Consider the following 18247-nt stretch of genomic DNA (forward strand, 5'->3'; position numbering starts at 1 on the left):
CTACAATATCACATTTCCCGGAAATCTCTGTTTCAAAATTGGCATCACCGGACAAGGTTTTTGTTCCTGCAAATTCTCCGGTTTGTTCCAAGTAAAAGGCCCTTTCTTCTCCGCCGCCATCCACAGCAAACTTTTGGCTCGCGTCATCGCTACATAAAGCAATCTAAACTCTTCGGCTTTTTTCAAATAATCTGCTTGTTCCCAGGCTTCACCCAGATTGGGTAAAGGATATTTTTCGTGCAAACTTGCTCGAATTTGTGCTCTCGCTACTTCGGCCAAGGTGAAATCTCCAAGAAATCTAGTTTGTGGCAAAACTCGCAAAGTTCCGGGGATGGTTTGTTCGTGCAAAAAAGGGATAAACACGCAATCCCAATCTAAGCCTTTGGCTTTGTGCATGGTAATAATTGTTAATTGACCTTTGCTGGTGTAGCGTTCTTCTATTTTGTCGTCTGCATCCACAGGTTCAAATTTTTCTGAACTGGCAATTTCGCTGATTACACTTAAAATATTGCTCATTGAATTGTTACCGACAGTTTGAATTGCTACTCGTTCTGCTAGTTTGTCGGCTGTGGCTAATTCTGTTTGATCGTATTGCAGTGCTAGGGCAAGAAATGAGATGATTTGATATGGTGGAAGTTCTAAGCGGGCTTGTAGCAAACCGCAGCAAAAATAGCGACATTTCTTAACTGGATCTGACTGCTTCGGGTCTAGGGGGCCTGGATATAGAAATTGTTCGGGGATTGTCGCAAAAGCATTATAATCTTGTTTGGGGATGAGTTGCCGATCGCTCAAAATCTTTAAGGCTGCTTTTAGGTAGTCTGGTGAGTGCGGGCGATCGAGAAATTGGAGCAATGTTAAGATTTCTAAAGGCACTTGAGAATGTCTATCTCGCTCTCCCACATCCTCAATTTTAATCCCGTATTTACTTAAATCAAAGCTTAATCCGTGTTTTTTCGGATTCTCTAGAACTTCTTTGATAAATTTACCCTGTTTATTTTCACGCACTAAAATCGCCATAGATTTTAAATTTTCTAAGGGCAATTTTGCAGGGTTTTCTGCATCGCTAACTTGACCGCCCAGTTCGAGATTATTCTCATTGTTCGCCCAGTCAAAATCCTCCGGCAAAAATGCCTCAACTAATTCAATGACTCGTTTGCCAATTAACTCAACACTCTGGTAAATATCGCGGGGATTATGCAATTCTAAGCCGCGACCAATGGGTGCGGGATTTGCATCATGCTGCGGATCATCGCTGGGTACGGTCTTAATAGTTTGATCGCGAAAAGGTTTTTCTATTTTGGCAAATTCCGAGCTATTCACCCATTGCAACATCTCGTTAGCTGCATCGATAATTACCTGGGTACTCCGACCCGCACCGTCCATTGTCGCTAATTTATTTTCAACTTCGCAGTCGTCACAAAATTGGTTAAAATAAATTGGATCTGCGGGAGTAAAGGTAGAATTAATTGCTTGATTTGGATCGCCAACTCTGATAAAATTGGGAGGTGAATTAGGACGCTCTGGATCGATAGCCAATTTTTTCAAAAGTTCAGTCTGCAAAGGTGTTGAATCCTGGGCTTCGTCCTCGAAAACGGCAAATACTTGCTTTTGCTCGATCGCCTTTGCTCTCGGATTGTCTAACACCCGCAAAGCTGCTAAAATCATTTCGTCATAATCGATAAATTCCCGACTCCTCAACAAAGCTTGATATTTTTGATATAAACCGCCGGCTACCGCTAAAATTTCATAACCGTCTCCAGTATCAAGAGCGCTCATTTCTAACAAGTCTTCTGGTGACAAACCCGAAGATTTTGCCTCGTGAATCACCGTTTTAGCTAACTGCGGCAAAATCTCCGTCCGTAAAACCGATTGTCGCCGCAGCCTCTCCGTTTCCTCTCCATCAAATTGCTGTCCTTCCAACAAAACTTGATATCTGCGGGGATTTTCGGCAATCCAAAGTTCTACACAAGTCCGAATTAATCGGTGATTTTGAGTCGGAGTGACTAAGGTCGAATTTTCTAAATTTAAACCTGACAAATCGGGATGGCGCATTGCAATATTTAATGCTAAACCGTGCAAAGTATGCACTGCAAAACCGCCTTGATATAAAGATAACTGTTGCAGTCTTTGGCGAATTTTAGTCTTAATATTAGCAGCAGCCGATCGCGTAAACGTCACGACAATTAACTGGCGGCGGTTGTGAAGCTGGTTACGGGCGATCGCAATTGCCGACGCAGCAGCCATTCCCGTAGACTTCCCGGCCCCTGGAACTGCCGAAACCGCAAGGGGGCCGCCTTGCCAATCCGCCATCTCGTGCTGGCCCGCACGCAAGCTGGCGCGAATTTTCAGACAAGCTTGTTCTCGCAAAACGGCGGCAATCTCTGAGTTTGAAAGCGCTGAGGCTGCATCCGGGCGATCGAGCTCGGTAGGCGATCGGCTAAAATCAGGATCAAATTCATCAGTCATTATTACATCCGCGTTTATCTGCGTTCATCTGCGGTTAAAAATCTAAAAATCTTCAACCTCTACCGTTTCCATTTTTGTATCAGGTAAACTAACGCTATCTATTCGAGCTTAAATTAAAACCAGCATAAAATCTAATACCCAAACCTTTTTACAGGAAAAACCCCCAATGAAAACTCACCTCAAAACCAATTCCCCGCCGCACAAGCCAAACCCAGATAACAACAGCACAACTCGCTTTGCAGTTGTAGCATTCTTAACTTTATCCTCCGCCATTGCTTTGCCAAGCTGCGGAGCCCCACCACCCAACGCTACAAGTGGCATAGCTTCATCCAGCAGCCGCGAAAGCCAAATGGCCGCATCTGCGCCCCAATCCTCACCCGCCCCAATCACAAGACAAGACGCACAGTCAAAAACTTCTGCTGTATCAAAAACAGCACCCCCAGCAACTCCAGCAACTCCTCCCCAACTGATTAAAAAAGCCGAACTCAGTGTCGTTGTCAAATCAATTGACACTAGCAGTAAATCTGTTACCGAGATTGTGAAAAAGCAGCAAGGCGATGTCTTAGGTTTCCAAAACCAAAAGCCACCGGATTCTAGTATCCGCCAAACCGCAACGGTGGAGATTCGGGTACCTCAAGCAAAGTTAGAAACTACTTTAGATGCTTTGGCCAAGCTCGGAAGTGTACAGAACCGAGGGCTTACGGCTGAGGATGTTACTACTCAATTAGTTGATAATGACGCTAGGCTGAGGAATCTTCGCAAATCGGAAGAAGTTGTGTTAAAAATTATGGAGCGATCGGGTTCTGTGGGCGATGTGCTGAAAGCTGCTCAAGAGTTGAGCAATATTCGGGAGTCTATTGAGCGCATTGACGCTGAGTTAAAAAGTTTGCGAAATCAAGTGGCCTATTCAACTATTAACTTAACTCTCGAAGCAGCAGTATCGGCTCAGCAAGATCCCGAACCTTCTCTCGGTTTGCGGATGCAGGAAACTTGGGGACAAGCGACTCATTCTGTGGGCGAATTGACGCTTGGTTTGTTTGCTTTGGGTATTTGGATGTTGGCTTACAGTCCTTATTTCCTGGTAATTGGGGCTGCGGCTTACGGTTTTAATCGATTTAGGAAACAGCATTCTGTTCCGAAAATTCAAGAACCGAAACCGCCTAATTAGTCATTGGTCATTGGTCATTAGTCATTGGTCATTAGTCATTAGTCATTGGTCATTAGATGCCGTAGGGGGTGACGAAGAGCAGACCATATTTGGAGCAACTCGAATATCTGGTAGCGACGCACCAAGCGCGGAAATATTGCGATCGATCGCACTTGATATCATTCCCCATCGCCAATCGCCAATCAAAAATGGTATAAGATGCGTCGCCATGAGATTATCGATCTTTGTTTAGGGATTTTCGCTCGCAACGCACCCTACTAATGACTACTGTCAACTGTCAACTGTCAACTGTCAACTGTCAACTGTCAACTGTCAACTGTCAACTGACTAATCGTCTATTTGCCATCCATCTTTGGTATAATCTTCATCCACAATCTTCTTCGGCCGCATCACCAGCACAACTCGCCCCAAAACTGCAATATCTGGGGATGTTTCAAACCAGTGCAATTCTAAATTTCCGCCGTTATCTGCGAGAAAATAACTGTCAGCATCCCACTGTCTTTGGGCGCGATCGGCAATAATCAAAACTTCTTCAACTTTACCTTCGAGCGGTACCGGCAATCGATCGCTCATTTCCAAAACCGCCACCGGATCTTCCGCGTTCAAAATTACCTGCCATCCAGGAATCGCCACCCAAGCTCCTGCTCCCGAAAATTTTACCATTCGGAACGGCCAGATTTCCTCCGGCAAAGGCACTGCCAGCAAATCTGACGTAGAAAGCGGCAATTTACCCACCACGGGGACAATCCGCGGCAATTGTTCCTCAGAATCGAGCCGATAGATTGGCAATCGGGGCGCAGCCCGCCTCGCAACTACTGTAAAATCGACCAACAACTGCTCGATTTGTGCCCTAGCACTTTGGCTACTAGCTAATTTTAGGCCGCGAGCAATTAAGCGCGATCGCTCTTGCAAATCGCTTTTCTGTCTCGCCAACTGCCAACACTGGTAAGCTACAGCATCCCCAGGAGTGTCTGTAAAGCCCTGCGGCAGACTCCCGAAGTGCGAAAACTCTTTGATCGCTTTGGCAACTTGGCGAGCATCGTCAACATCCAAATTTTGGGCTAGCATCAAAGCTGCCGCACCAGCCCGCTCTGCTTGAGAGAGAATCCGAAACTCGTATAAAATGTCACTACCTTTCCGCAGAAAGTGCGATCGAACTTCTTCCGAAGCGCCAGCATTGACCATGCTGGTGTAAACTTGGGCTGCAACGCCGACCTGATTTTGCTGAATTGGCTCAAAACCAGTTTGTTCAAAAATCTGCTGAGAATTGCAGCCCGCTTGCAGCAGAGCCGTGCAGGCCTGTCCCCACTCTACCCAAGTGCCTTCCTTGCGGCGGAGCGATCGAATTAACTTTTCGACATCCACAGCATTCGTGGAGGGTGCAGATGCAGGAGCGGAGGAATCTTGAGGTGTATCAGTCATAATTGAATCAAAAATCAGCGCTAATTTATGTGTGATTCGATATCAGCAAGGATCGTGTCGCTGCATAGCGATCGATGGATAGAGTGAGTTATGAGACTATTGTTACAGAATAGTTGCTCACCTAAATTTGCCAAGGGGAGTTTATCGTATTGTTATGGATAATGCCATTCCAGAGCTAGATCAAATTAAACGCCAGCTCATGACCCTACACCGACCGAAAAAACCCAAAATGCTGGTAGTAGACGATGAACCAGACAATCTGGATTTACTCTACCGCACTTTCCGACGAGATTTTAATGTGCTCAAAGCTGAGAGCGGGATTCGCGCCTTGGAAGTCCTCGGCATCGAGGGCGAGGTCGCCGTCATCATTTCCGACCAGCGAATGCCAGAAATGAAGGGAACGGAATTTCTCAGCAAGACCGTGCCACAGTTTCCGAATACTGTCAGAATTATCTTGACTGGTTTTACGGATATTGAAGACTTGGTGGATGCGATTAACTCCGGACAGGTTTACAAGTATATCACCAAGCCTTGGGACCCGAACGAATTGAAAATGGTGGTGCAAAAAGCGGCCGAGACCTATGAAGTTCTCAAGCAGCGGACTGAGGAATTGCACCGTGCCCAAAATCAAATACAACTGTTAGCAACAATCATGCAAACGGCTATGGATTATCCGAGTGTGGAAGCAAGTTTAGAGCCAATTGCTACTGCTGTGAGCGATAATTTCTTGGCGGACGCTTGTATTTTGCAACTGGTGGAAGGAACTGTTTTAATGCCAACCCAAGGCACTCACAGCAGCGGCCAAATTGTGGAAAATTGGCTAGCAGATGACCCTCTGGTTCTAGAGGCAATCTCCTCTCAAACTATGCAGGGTGCTGTGAATATTACGACCGACGCAGCCCTAGCGAGTCTGCCGCACTATCAAAAATCTGGCATTCAAGCTCACCTCAGCGTCCCAGTAGTTCACAAAGGTCGATCGATCGCCATGATGTCCCTCCAGTGGAAGCAACCTTGTTCCCTGCGCCCCGACGAACTCACAACAGTTCACCTCGCCGCTCAACAAGTTGCTTTGGTATTGACGAGTTTTCAGGATAAGTAGTCATTGGTCATTAGTCATCAGTCATTAGTCATTAGTTATGGATTATTTGACCGATAGACCGTAAACTTTCCCCCAGACAAAAAGCGAAATTACTGGCTTTCTTACTTGTGCGGTCGATCGCAAATCCCAATTTTTTACATTTAAATCTTTCTTCCCTCTTCCCTCTTCCTTCTTCCCTCTTCCTTCTTCCTTCTTCCTTCTTCCTAATGACTAATAACTCAGAACAAATTAAAACTATATTTAATCGAATTGCACCAGTTTACAACCAAATGAACGACTGGTTGAGCTTGGGGCAGCACCGGATTTGGAAGCAAATGGCGGTCAAATGGAGCGGTGCCGGCCCCGGAAATACTTGTTTAGACTTGTGCTGCGGTAGTGGGGACATAGCATTGCTGTTGGCAAAACAAGCAGGGTCTACCGGTTGCGTATTTGGAGTAGATTTTTCCGCCGCACAATTGGCAGTTGCGGGCCAGCGCGATCGACCTTTTCTCACCCCTGCAAGTCCCATTACCTGGGTAGAAGCTGATGCCCTAGACTTGCCTTTTGCCGACAATTACTTCGACTGCGCCACAATGGGTTACGGCCTCCGCAACGTGACGGACATCCCCCGCAGTCTTCAGGAACTGCACCGCGTCCTCAAACCAGGCGCCAAAGCAGCTATTCTCGACCTCCACCGCCCCAGCAATTCCCTCATGCGGAGCTTTCAGCAGTTTTATCTGGACACTCTCGTAGTGCCCATTGCTCAGCAATTTGGGATGACTCAAGAATATGCCTACATTAATCCTAGTTTAGAAAAATTCCCGATCGGCGAGCAGCAAGTCGCGATCGCCCACCAAGCCGGATTTGCCACCGCCACCCACTATCCCATTGCCGGAGCTATGATGGGAGTATTGGTCATTAGTCATTAGTCATTAGTCATTAGTCATTAGTCATTAGTCATTGGGAATTGGGAATTGGGAATTGGTTATTAGAAAAATCACTAACAAGTAACCATTAACTATTACCCATGCCCCATGCCCCATGCCCCATGCCCCATGCCCCATGCCCCATGCCTCCGCTTCGCTTCGCCCAATTCCCAATTCCCAATTCCCCAATTATTGATGAACCCGTCTGATATTTGGCTGTTGTTTGCCCCACCTGTAGTGGGAGGAATTATTGGCTATTTCACCAACGATATAGCTATCAAAATGCTGTTCCGCCCCTATCGACCTATTTATATCAAAGGGCGGAAGTTACCTTTCACTCCCGGCTTAATCCCCCGCAACCAAGAACGCTTAGCAAAGCGAATTTCCGACACAATTATGGGTTCGCTGCTGACGCCGCAGGAACTGCAAAAATTAGCACGTCGCCTCCTGCAAACTGAGCGGATGCAGTCGATAATCCTCTGGCTGTTGCAGTTGGCGCTGGATCAGGTAAAAGCAGACGCAGAGCAAAAAACCGCTAAAATTCTTGCTAACATTCTGCGAGATTTGTTGGGGGAATCTGTGCCGCGAATTCTCAAAGTTTTGGCGCGCCGGGAAGATTTTTTAGAAGCTCAGCTCAATCAAATTTTTGACCAAGTTTTGCTGGAAATTCAGTTAACTGAAGCTCAGGCGGGCCAGTTGGCTGATTGGCTGTTGCAGATAGTAATACCGCCGGAAGTGCTGCGGCAGGCTTTGATTGACTTTTTGACCGATCGCAATATTTCGATCATCGATGAAGGGTTTCGAGAAAAAAGCAGCGGCACCTATTGGGTAGTAGCAAATTTGTTTGGTTTGCGTAACACTTTAACTCGGCTGCGGACTTTTTGTCTAGATGACAGACAAGTCACAAATCAGCGGTTAGCAGAGTTAACTGTTTCTTTGGGAATTCGCGGGCGACTTCAGGAATGGCTGCAAAATTTGTCGATGCAAAACTTACCGGTTTCGACGGTGAGACAGTTGCGAAAAACTATGCGCGACAGCGTTCGTAGCTACGTTCAAGAGCGGGGTACGGAGGTACTTGATGGGTTGAGCAAATCTATTGACTGGGAAAATATTTCGCGGTTGATTCTCAATCGATTGCAAACTTCAGCGGTGATGAGCGCTTCGCTGGAAATTGTCAGCAAAGAACTGGCTTTGGTTTTAGAGCGATATCTGGAGCGGGATTTAGAAAATATTGTAGCTCAGGCTATCCCGATTTTGAATATCGACCAGGTGATTGTCGATCGAGTAAAAGGTACTTCTCCCGAAGATTTAGAGTTAGCAATTCAGGGAATCGTCAAAAGCGAATTGCAGGGAATTGTAAATTTAGGAGGGGTTTTGGGCATTTTCGTAGGCTGTTTGCAGACAGTTGTGCTTTTGCTTCAGCGGTGATTTATTTCGGCAGTTTTGAGATAATTGTTGTAGTATGATATTTATCACAGAACTTGCGCGCACATAAGACCGGGCGGTTGAAACCGCTTCTTTTCAAACAAAACCCGACGGGAGCGGGTTGAAGACTGAGCGATTACAATTAGGTTATTTTATTCATTCCGCTTGGAGTGGAATTTGTTTGTGTAGATGCGGTTTCAACGGTACGTCCGATCTAATTTACTTATTTATTAAATTTATGGCAGCCCCAAATTCGGACGATCGCCCGTACATCCCCAAAAACCCTCGCAACCTCAGCCGCCAACAATACGAGCGTTTAACCGCAGAAATCGCCGCTCCCTATCGGCCTTTGCGACAGTTTGTCTACGTAGCTTGTGGCGCTTCCGGCTTCATCGGCGGCGTGGTTTTCCTCGCTAAAATTGCCTCTGGCCGGGAAATTGGCTCTGCTTTGCCCAATTTTGCCCTGCAAGTGGGAGTCGTGGCTCTGATGGTGTTTCTGTTTCGCCTGGAGCAGCGCGCCGAAGCCCGATCGCCGAAGTCGAAGTAACAAAAATTTACAAATAGACACAAAAATATATCTGAGGCAAGCAAAAGTTATAAAGATAAAGAAATTATTACGAAATCCTGGGAAAGCGATCGATCCCTGTAATTATGAAGAGGTTGGTTGAATTGGGGTCAGCAAATTTAAAGACCCTAATCATAAACCGTTTCTAACTCGTTCAATTGGGGTCAGCTTGGATAAAGACCCTAAATATACAAAACAAATTTAAGCCCAGCGCCAGCCTTCAATTAGAGAAGAGTTGGCGCTTGGTGTTTTTGTGGGAATCTGGGATTGGGCTTCGGGGAAATTGGGGAAAATTCAAGTCTCGATCGAGTTTTGTGTAAATTTTATGTTTGATTTTATACTTAAGTGTTGGGACGATCGCATCCCGAAGGCGTTTCCCGAACCAATTTGCCAGTGCAGTAACTAATTAGATGTGCCAAAGTCGAAGTAGAAAAAGATGTTGGGAGATTTTACTATGGGGCGGTCATTTTTCAAAGGGCGGTGGACGTTATTTGTAGCAGCAGGTGCGGGAATTCTATTTTACAGCAGTGCTGCGGTGGCTGCCGAAAAGGTAGTGCTCAAATACAGTGTGATCCGAATGACTTTACCAGTCAGTGAATTAGAAGTTTTTGCAGAAACTGGGAAAATGTCGCCTGGGTTAGAAATGCTGCTGGGAAAGGCAAAAAAAGACCCCGAAACACTACGCCGTTATCTGACCAGGCCGGTTAAAGTCAATCCAAGGTTTTTGGATCGGACGCTGAATAGTAAAGTTGGAGAAGTGATTCTTGATGAGGTTGGTCAGGTAATTCGGACTCCTTCTGGGAATGCAAATCGAGAAGCTTTGCGATCGGCATTGGTGCTATCTGCAACTAATGATAACGAGATTACGTTGCTGGAAACAATGAAGAATTATCCGACTCCAGAAGTTTACGTTGATGGCGATCGCTTAGTTGAAGCTTACGGTAAACTTGTAGTTTTGTCAGAACAATTGGGCGGCGTTTCAGAACGGCTCCAAGACATTTTGAACAAGATTCGTCTGCCGAGATTGTAGCGGATTTTGTCAACCGGGGTTGATTTGGGTGATCGCACCATGTTTCGCAACCTGCATAAATTACACCAAACTCACATTTTATTTTTGCAAAATTTCCTGATTTTAACACGAGTCTAAAACAAGAATGCAGCGGTAGACAAGCTCCAAACCCGACGGGAATCAGTCAGTCCCAAATCTCAAATCGAAAAATGGCAAATCTCACATCGTCTAATTTTGCTCTAAAATCTATCTCAAGATAGATGTTCGACAGTTAATAAAAAGTTTATAGGGAGAAATCATATTTTTGTTTAGGAAAGTTTTTTGAGAAAAAAATGCGGGCAAGAGCTTCTGTATTCCCCACAAACAGAAATACGATCGGCTGGACATTACAGATTATGTATCTTAAGATATGGAAATGCTGTCAGAGTCAGGCGCTTGCAGAAAAACGACCAGTCATTAGTAAGCTCGTGCTATCACAGATAACATTACACAACGCATTCCCCCAAACTTTTGACTAAAAAAAGTTAAAAACGGAAAGGGTGAGAGACTGGATTAATTAACAGCACCTCACATCCAAATAAAATCGTACTTTTCAGGGTAGTACACTTTCATTCCATCGACTCTATATACTGGCTAACACTAGCAACATGAAAAACAATCCTATTCGTCCAAAAGACCGTTTCTTGGTTTTCGGCGCTCCGGCGATCGAAGATGCTGAAATTCAAGAAGTGGTGGCAACCATGAAAACAGGTTGGTTGGGTACGGGCCCGAAAGTCAGGCTTTTTCAAGACGAATTCAATGCTTACAAGGGATCCCAGTACGCGGTTGCGGTTAATTCCTGTACGGCGGGACTGCACTTGAGCGTCCTCGCTGCTGGCTTGCAACCTGGGGATGAAGTCATTACTACTCCGATGACTTTTTGCGCTACAGTTAATGCGATTATTCACGCTGGAGCAACACCGGTACTGGCGGATGTAGATCCGGTGACAATGAATATTGACCCGGCTCAAGTCGAAGCTAAAATAACTCCAAAAACTAAGGCAATTTTGCCGGTTCACTTCGCCGGTCGTCCCTGCGATATGGATGCGCTTTGTTCCATTGCTAGCCGTCACAATTTGAAGTTGATTGAAGACTGCGCTCACGCGATCGAAACACAGTACAAGGGACGGAAAGCAGGCACCTTTGGCGACTTCGGATGTTTCAGCTTTTATGTTACCAAAAACATCACGACGGGCGAAGGAGGAATGATTATCGTCAAGAGTCAAGAAGATACCGACAGGCTTAACATTTTAGCGCTGCACGGTATGAGCAAAGATGCTTGGAAGCGCTTCAGCGACTCGGGTTACAAGCACTACGAAGTGGTGGAAGTCGGCTTTAAATACAATATGATGGATCTGCAAGCTGCGATCGGCATTCATCAATTAAAACGAGTCACCCCTTATTGGCAGCGGCGGGAGCAGATTTGGCAGCGCTACAACGAAGCATTTGCGGATCTGCCGATTACTTTGCCCGCAAGCCCCGAACCGGACACAATTCATGGTTATCACCTGTACACAATTCTGGTAGACGAAGCCAGAGCAGGAATCAGTCGCGACGAGTTTCTCAACGCTATCAATGCTGAAAATATCGGTGTCGGCGTACATTACATGAGTATACCGGAACATCCTGTCTATCAAAAAATGTTTGGATGGCAGACCGAAGACTATCCTCATGCTCGCTACATCGGACGTCATACAGTTAGCTTGCCGATTTCAGCAAAATTAACAGATGCAGATGTTGAAGATGTAATTGCTGGTGTTACAAAGTGTTTGGCGATCGGCAAAACTCAGAATTATATTCTGGCAACAGCAGGCTAAATTCCTGAAATAGGATGATTGCTTCGATCCTTCAGAGTCAATCATCCTACTCCTGATTCCTGACTCGTGATCTCAAATCAGGTTGCATCAAAATGATTAGCTTTATTCGTAGGTAATTGGTATCTAAACCTACCTAAAACAACCGAATACCCAGATCCCTACAGCACTTAAAGAAGTCGGGGATAAGACAGCGAGATCGCTGTTTACGTTTAATTAGGTTGACCTACTTAATGATACTGACCACTTTGAGTAATATTGCAGATTAATGTTATGTTAAAATTGAGTGCTGTATTCCCAATACATTCGACTAACCGAGGCATCAGCGGCGTATTTTTTTCAGTGTGCAAAGAATGGCAAGGCCCTGAACTGAAGGCTCGCATGGTTGTTCCAAGTTGCGATCGCGAGTGTCGTGGCCCCAATGTAGTTGAAGCAATTCCATCATTTCTGAAAAACCTATATTACCGCAGTCCTAGTCTTCCGATCGTCAAGACAGAGAAGCGTTTTCTCAAAGATCTCAAAGATTTTGATGTTGCCTACTTGTGGCCTGGTCTCTCAGTAGATATTGCAAAGAACGTTTACAAGCACAACAAGCCTATTTTTGAGGAGCAAGTTAATTGTTATCAAAGCAAAGCTAAGAGAATCCTTGACGATGCTTACTCTCGCTTGGGATTGGAACCTCAACACACAATTACCGCAGAAAGCATTCAGAATGAAAAGGAAAAACTCAAGGTAATTGATTTTCTGTTTTGTCCTAGTCCGATCGTAGCAAAATCGTTTCAAGCAGCCGGAGTTCCTGAAGAGAAAATACTTGTAACGACAGAAGGTTGGTCGCCTCAGCGTTTCCCCAATTATCAATTCCAGAAACCGCCCAAGGAGGAAGTTAACGTCCTTTTCTTGGGTTTTGTCTGCGTCCGCAAAGGGGTTCATCTGCTGTTGCGGGCTTGGGAGCTAGCTGGGATTAAGGGAACGCTGACAATTTTTGGATCGATCGAGCCTGCGATCGCTCAAACTTGCAGTCATTGGCTGAAACGTCCTGATGTAGTTCACTTTGATCATGCTGTGGACTACAGTTCTGCCTATCGCGAAGCTGACTTTTTTGCCTTTCCCAGTCTTGAGGAAGGTAGCGCACTCGTCATCTATGAGGCAATGGGTCATGGTTTGCCAATTCTTGCTTCGCCGATGGGAGGAGGCGGTATTGTGCGTGATGGCATTGACGGCATAATTCTTGAACCCTACGATACTGACGCCTGGGTGGAGGGACTGCGAAAATTATCTAATTCTCCTGATTTGCGGGCTAAGATGGGAGCCGCCGCCCGCCAGCGAGCTTTGGAGTTGACTTGGCCGCAAGTTGCTGCTAGGCGTCGAGAGCAGATTCTCCAAAAAATGAAGATCAAATAAAAACTAAATAGCCCCGGCGCTGATGTCAAAGCATTCTCCCCTGCAATATTGAACTCCGAAGTTGAGAGTTCACTCACGTAGCATATTGGAGGGGATAGGGGCGGAATTTGACGTTGAATTTCACAAACCATTACAATCTCTGGTCTTGCTACGCTCAGTAAGCCAAAGTTTCTAAAGTTTCGCGCAGATAAGAGCGAACCCGCTGATCGATGGTGACATTTTGCTGCTGACTCTCAAAATTGAGTTCTAGCTGCCAGCGTTGAAATCCTGAGCTTGCGCCGATCGCAGATTTGAGACTGCCCCAGATTTCAGAATCTTTGCAAAGCTCGATCGGCTCTACGGCTTGAGGTTCTTGTGCGATCGGTAGATAATTCGCCATATTGTTATACCTCTGTTTTAATCCCCTGTAAGGATTGAAAGCTTACCTTGACTCTCTCTATTATAGATTCTTCTCTCCAAATAGCCAACCTAAAATATCCACAACTTGCGATTAAAAATTCAATATTAAGACTATTAATAATTTCAATCTGAGCCTGGGCATTAGCTATTTTTTTGACTGCATACATTTGTCGAAAGTGAAGTAGCTTAAACTACACTTTTTTGCCTCTTTATTTTTAATTTTACTTTTTGATCTACTTTTGGGGTAGAGATGTAGCGCCGTTGGTGTCAGCAGGTTCTGGGTTGACTATACTGCTGGGTGACGAATTTTTGATGATTTCTGCTGGTGGGATTGACTCTGTGGGTGCACGGGGAGTGACAGTTTTCTCGCCCGCAAAAGCAGGCAAAAGTCGATCGACTTGCCAACCTGCGATCGTAAAATCCTGCCTAATTTTTTCTAAAACATGAGGCTTTGTCGCTGCAAATTCTGATTCCGCTGTCAGCAAAACAGCCATCACACTAGCAGACACCTGCAAAAACAAATTGCTAGCTAAAAAAGCCGAAGCTGCCAACAACAATCCAGCCCACCGCCAGGAAGGAGGAAACGGAGCCACCCCAGCAGCCAGGGGAGCAAATCGGTATATCTGCCACAAAATTACTGCTAGCAAAACAGCGACAAAAAGAGCAAGTCCTTGATTTAACTTAGTTTTAAACCGAGTCAGAATCTGCTGCTGTGAAGGTGTTAAATTCTGTGGTTTCACCGCCACAACTAAAATACTAAAAATGTAAAAAGGGCGGAACAACTGCATCCAAAGCACAGGAGCAATACCTGCTACAGCCACTAAAAACACTTCTAACCAGACAGGGAGCATGGGAGAACCCACTGCGAGTCCCAGCAAGCACAGTCCGAGGAAAATCGGCAACGCAGCCGCCCCAGAAAGGTGAATCCACAAGAAAGGATCTGACCAAAAAGAACGCACTTTAATTAATTATTAGTTATGAATTTTTAATTTTTAACTTTGAGCTTTTTGGATGCACTCTTGACTCTGAAACCAGGTGCGAGGAGTAAATATTTAGCGGTCAAACCGAAGACTTCTGATCATAAATCCGGTTTCTTTCGGTAATTCTTACTGGAGTGACCGAATTTTGAATTTTAAGCAAGAGTAAAGACGATTAGGAAGTTCCTTCTGCCAACTATCAACTGTCAACTACCAACTACCAACTGCCAACTATCAACTGCCAATTGCCAACTGCCAACTGCCAGATGAGTTTTGGAATATTGAGTGAAGAGAATAGTTAAGAGCTAGAGGCCATTTAGTGCCCTTCACTCAAAACTTCTCTTCCAACTCAACACTCACAACTCAAAACTATTGAGATAGCGTGCGGCGCTTAGTAACCATCCGGTAGGCTTCAATCAGATCGCCATCCGCCCAGTCGCTAAACCCGCTCAAGGAAATACCGCATTCGTATCCAGTATTGACTTCCTTGGCATCTTCCTTCATCCGTTTGAGGGAGTCGAGGACACCTTCGTAAACGACATTGTTGCCGCGGCGCACCCGAACCTTACAGTTACGGACGACCTTGCCTGAGAGTACATAACATCCAGCCACAGCCCCGCGACCGATCGCAAAGACAGCACGGACTTCCACTTGACCCAGAGGTTCTTCCACCAGTTCGGGTTCCAGCAGACCTTCCATTGCCCCTTGAATGTCATCCAAGAGGTTGTAGATGATGCTGTATTCCCGCACGTCAACGCCCGCTTGGTCGGCTGCTTGGCGAGCGCCGGTAGCGAGATTAGTATTGAACCCGATAATCACACCATTACTGGCGGCGGCGAGGTCAATATCCGTTTCAGTGACTTCTCCTGGAGCAGATAGCAGCAGTCGGAGTTGAACTTCTTTTTGAGGAAGTTGAGTCAGAGCGCCGACAATTGCTTCGAGGGAGCCTTGGACATCTGCCTTCAAGATCAAGTTGAGTTCCTTAAGAACGCCTTCCTTAGCTTGTTGAGAGAAGCCGCTGAGGCTGATCCGGCCGCCTTGCAGCAGACGGGAATCTCGTTGGGATGTAGCTCTTCCGCTGGCGATCGCCGCTGCTTCTTTTTCGTTGGCGAAGACATCAAACTCGTCTCCAGCGCGAGGAACTTCCCGTAAGCCCAGCACTTCCACCGCGAAGGATGGAGTTGCTTGCTCTACATGAGCGCCCCGGTCATCGATCATTGCCCGCACCCTGCCCAGAGCAGAGCCTGCGACCACAATATCGCCCACTCGCAGAGTACCGTTCTGCACCAACAGAGTTGCCACAGGCCCTCTTGCCTTGTCGAGGTGAGCTTCAATCACCGTACCCTTAGCAGGTCGGTTGGGGTTAGCGTAGAGGTCTTCCATTTCCGCGACTGTCAGAATCATTTCCAACAGCGTATCGAGGTTTTCGCCTCGAATAGCGCTGACTGGAACCATCGTGATATCACCGCCCCAGTCATCTGCGACCAAGCCGTACTCAGTCAGCTCTTGCTTCACCCGTTCCGGCTGAGCGCCCTCCTTGTCAACTTTATTAATAGCCACGACAATTGGCACTTTTGCCGCTTTCGCGTGACTGATAGCTTCAATTGTCTGAGGTCGCACGCCGTCGTCCGCCGCCACCACCAAGATGGCGATGTCAGTAACCCGCGTTCCACGAGCCCGCATTGCTGTAAAGGCTTCGTGGCCCGGTGTATCCAAAAATACAACCTGCTGGCTCCTGCCTTCGTGTACCACATCCACGTGGTAAGCACCGATGTGCTGAGTAATCCCCCCAGCTTCTCCCTGAGCCACCTTTGTTTTGCGGATCGAGTCGAGCAACGTAGTTTTGCCGTGATCCACGTGACCCATAATCGTTACCACTGGCGGACGGCGCTGGAGGTATTCCATATCGGTGGCGTCCAGCATCTCGATCAGTTTTTCTGCTGGGGCTACCTTTTCTGGAGTTTCTACCTCTACACCCATTTCTTCGGCTACCATCCTCACCGCTGGAATGTCCAGGGTTTCGGTAATATTGACCGCAATACCTTTAGAGAACAACCGCTTAATAATTTCGGTTTCGGGAACAGCCAAAGTAACTGCTAGTTCTTGAACGGTCATCGGTCTGCTCAGTAGCAGTTTTTCTGGACGTTCTACCTTAGCTTCGGCTGTTTTACCCCGGTTGCCGCGTCCCCCGGAAGAACTAGAAGAGCTCTTATCGTGAGAAGGGCCTGGTCTCTTATTTTTGCCACTGCTGCCGGGTGCGCCCGGAGTTGGTGTTGACTTAGGTGGTGCTGGGGTTTTCGCTTTAGCTGGGCGGGCTAGGGACAGGCTGACCGTGACCGGTGCTGGCATATCCAAGCCGTTTTCTAAGTCATCGTCATCCTCGTCAATTGGTTTGAGGCGAGAACGTGCCTGCTTGACCTTTTTGGCAGCTTTGGCAGCATCTGAGTTTTCGTCATCATCTTCTTCCCAAACGACCTGGGTCTTTTTGCGAGGAACAGGCAGTGTCGGCCTGGTGAGGAGAGGAGTATCCAGCAACGGCGTATCGTCTTCGAGATCGTCTCCGTCTTCTCCTGTGGTTGCGCTGTCACCGCCCCGGCTCCGCAGCCCGGCGGCTGAAGTTGCGGGGGCAAGGCTCCGGCGTGGGCCTTGTTGGGGTCGATCGGCAAGTGCCGTTTTAACTGGCCCACCAGCACCTGGGCGAGGTCTTTGGGCGTCGCTACCTCCTGGTGCAGGTCTGCTGGGGCGGCTCGGTTTCGCCGGCGCTTCCAGAGTTTCTCCCTGTTCTGATTGTTCTTGCTCAGTTCTGGCAAGTTTCAGTACGGGCTTGTTTCCCAGATTTGGGGCGTTGCGCGTCGCCGAGTCCGACGCTCCTCTGACTGGCGGCGACGTGAGTTTTGCCCCGGGCGGCGCTGGAGGGGCGACCGGCGGGCGCTGGGTGCGTTCGGGAGCCTTGGACGACGGCGGTTGTTGAAGTGCCGCAGGTGCTTGAGCCTCGGCGGTTACTTCATCGGCGATCGCACCTACTGTTTCCGACACTGTTTCCGACACTATTTCCGACACTGTTTCTGAAGGAGCCGCCGAGACAGCGACATTTGGCTTCGACAGTACAGGTCGATTGATATTTGGTTTAGCTGGAGACTGGAGTTGTTGAGAGGCGGGCGATTTGGGAGGAGTTGCCACGGTGGCCCCAGGCTGGGTTTGTTGCTCCTCGTTGCCCGCAGGCTGGGATGAAGCACCAGCCGGCCGTACTTTTGGACTGCGTATTTCTAAAATTTGCTGCTTTTTTTGTTGGTCGTTAGGGTGAGGGCCAGATTCTCTAGATGGCGCTGCTGCTCTTTCGGTAGGAGCTGGCTTGCCGGGGGAAGAGTGGCTGGCTACGTATTTTTCCGCTGTTTTGCGAATGCGTTCTGCTTCTGATTCTGTAATTGTGCTGCTGTGGCTCTTGACTGAAATATTGAGCCGCTCGCAAACTGCCAAGATGTCTTTATTATCCAAATTTAGTTCCCGTGATAATTCGTAAATTCTTACTTTGCCGTTGTTCATCCACTCTGCCCTCTT

General features: G+C 47.1%; 14 protein-coding genes. 8 read left to right on the top strand and 6 right to left on the bottom strand.

The genetic code is table 11. The features are described from left to right. Window positions 1-2466, bottom strand: a complete 2466-nt coding sequence (locus QUB52_RS00790; protein ID WP_332972117.1) for an ATP-dependent helicase — start codon at window positions 2464-2466, stop codon at window positions 1-3. A 166-nt stretch (window positions 2467-2632) separates the two neighbouring features. On the opposite strand from QUB52_RS00790, the gene QUB52_RS00795 reads away from it, so the two are divergent. After that, entirely contained in the window at window positions 2633-3634 is a 1002-nt protein-coding gene (locus QUB52_RS00795; protein ID WP_332972116.1) for a DUF4349 domain-containing protein, read from the top strand. A gap of 42 nt (window positions 3635-3676) precedes the next feature. Here QUB52_RS00795 and QUB52_RS00800 read toward each other — a convergent pair whose 3' ends face one another. Both QUB52_RS00800 and QUB52_RS00805 read right to left on the bottom strand, forming a co-directional pair. Further along, window positions 3677-3844, bottom strand: coding sequence for a hypothetical protein (locus QUB52_RS00800; RefSeq protein WP_332970693.1), 168 nt, complete (start codon window positions 3842-3844; stop codon window positions 3677-3679). A 117-nt stretch (window positions 3845-3961) separates the two neighbouring features. Continuing rightward, window positions 3962-5056, bottom strand: coding sequence for a RuBisCO accumulation factor 1 (locus QUB52_RS00805; RefSeq protein WP_265235242.1), 1095 nt, complete (start codon window positions 5054-5056; stop codon window positions 3962-3964). A 154-nt stretch (window positions 5057-5210) separates the two neighbouring features. Here QUB52_RS00805 and QUB52_RS00810 point away from each other — a divergent pair, with 154 nt between their 5' ends. From QUB52_RS00810 to QUB52_RS00840, 7 genes are all read left to right on the top strand, one after another. After that, window positions 5211-6155, top strand: coding sequence for a response regulator (locus QUB52_RS00810; protein ID WP_265235241.1), 945 nt, complete (start codon window positions 5211-5213; stop codon window positions 6153-6155). 206 nt (window positions 6156-6361) lie between these two features. Further along, on the top strand, window positions 6362-7063 hold the full coding sequence (gene ubiE / locus QUB52_RS00815) for a bifunctional demethylmenaquinone methyltransferase/2-methoxy-6-polyprenyl-1,4-benzoquinol methylase UbiE (protein WP_332970694.1): 702 nt from the start codon (window positions 6362-6364) through the stop codon (window positions 7061-7063). A 192-nt stretch (window positions 7064-7255) separates the two neighbouring features. Continuing rightward, on the top strand, window positions 7256-8488 hold the full coding sequence (locus QUB52_RS00820) for a DUF445 domain-containing protein (protein WP_265235263.1): 1233 nt from the start codon (window positions 7256-7258) through the stop codon (window positions 8486-8488). Between the two features lie 235 nt (window positions 8489-8723). Then, on the top strand, window positions 8724-9032 hold the full coding sequence (locus QUB52_RS00825) for a DUF3493 domain-containing protein (protein ID WP_265235239.1): 309 nt from the start codon (window positions 8724-8726) through the stop codon (window positions 9030-9032). A 472-nt stretch (window positions 9033-9504) separates the two neighbouring features. Further along, window positions 9505-10080, top strand: coding sequence for an alpha/beta hydrolase (locus QUB52_RS00830; protein WP_332972115.1), 576 nt, complete (start codon window positions 9505-9507; stop codon window positions 10078-10080). Window positions 10081-10706: 626 nt separating this feature from the next. Beyond that, window positions 10707-11915, top strand: coding sequence for a DegT/DnrJ/EryC1/StrS family aminotransferase (locus tag QUB52_RS00835; protein ID WP_332969364.1), 1209 nt, complete (start codon window positions 10707-10709; stop codon window positions 11913-11915). Window positions 11916-12185: 270 nt separating this feature from the next. Then, window positions 12186-13313 carry a glycosyltransferase family 4 protein gene (locus tag QUB52_RS00840; protein ID WP_265235236.1) on the top strand — a complete coding sequence of 376 codons (1128 nt, stop codon included), beginning with the start codon at window positions 12186-12188 and terminating at the stop codon, window positions 13311-13313. A 154-nt stretch (window positions 13314-13467) separates the two neighbouring features. On the opposite strand, the gene QUB52_RS00845 is transcribed toward QUB52_RS00840, so the two are convergent. The 3 genes from QUB52_RS00845 to infB form a co-directional block, all read right to left on the bottom strand. Beyond that, window positions 13468-13692, bottom strand: coding sequence for a hypothetical protein (locus QUB52_RS00845; protein WP_265235235.1), 225 nt, complete (start codon window positions 13690-13692; stop codon window positions 13468-13470). A gap of 253 nt (window positions 13693-13945) precedes the next feature. Beyond that, window positions 13946-14671 carry a low-complexity tail membrane protein gene (locus QUB52_RS00850; protein WP_265235234.1) on the bottom strand — a complete coding sequence of 242 codons (726 nt, stop codon included), beginning with the start codon at window positions 14669-14671 and terminating at the stop codon, window positions 13946-13948. A 387-nt stretch (window positions 14672-15058) separates the two neighbouring features. Then, entirely contained in the window at window positions 15059-18232 is a 3174-nt protein-coding gene (gene infB, locus QUB52_RS00855; RefSeq protein WP_332969360.1) for a translation initiation factor IF-2, read from the bottom strand. Window positions 18233-18247 lie beyond the last annotated feature (15 nt).

This window comes from Microcoleus sp. A6-C6 (assembly GCF_036705955.1).
GTDB lineage: Bacteria > Cyanobacteriota > Cyanobacteriia > Cyanobacteriales > Microcoleaceae > Microcoleus.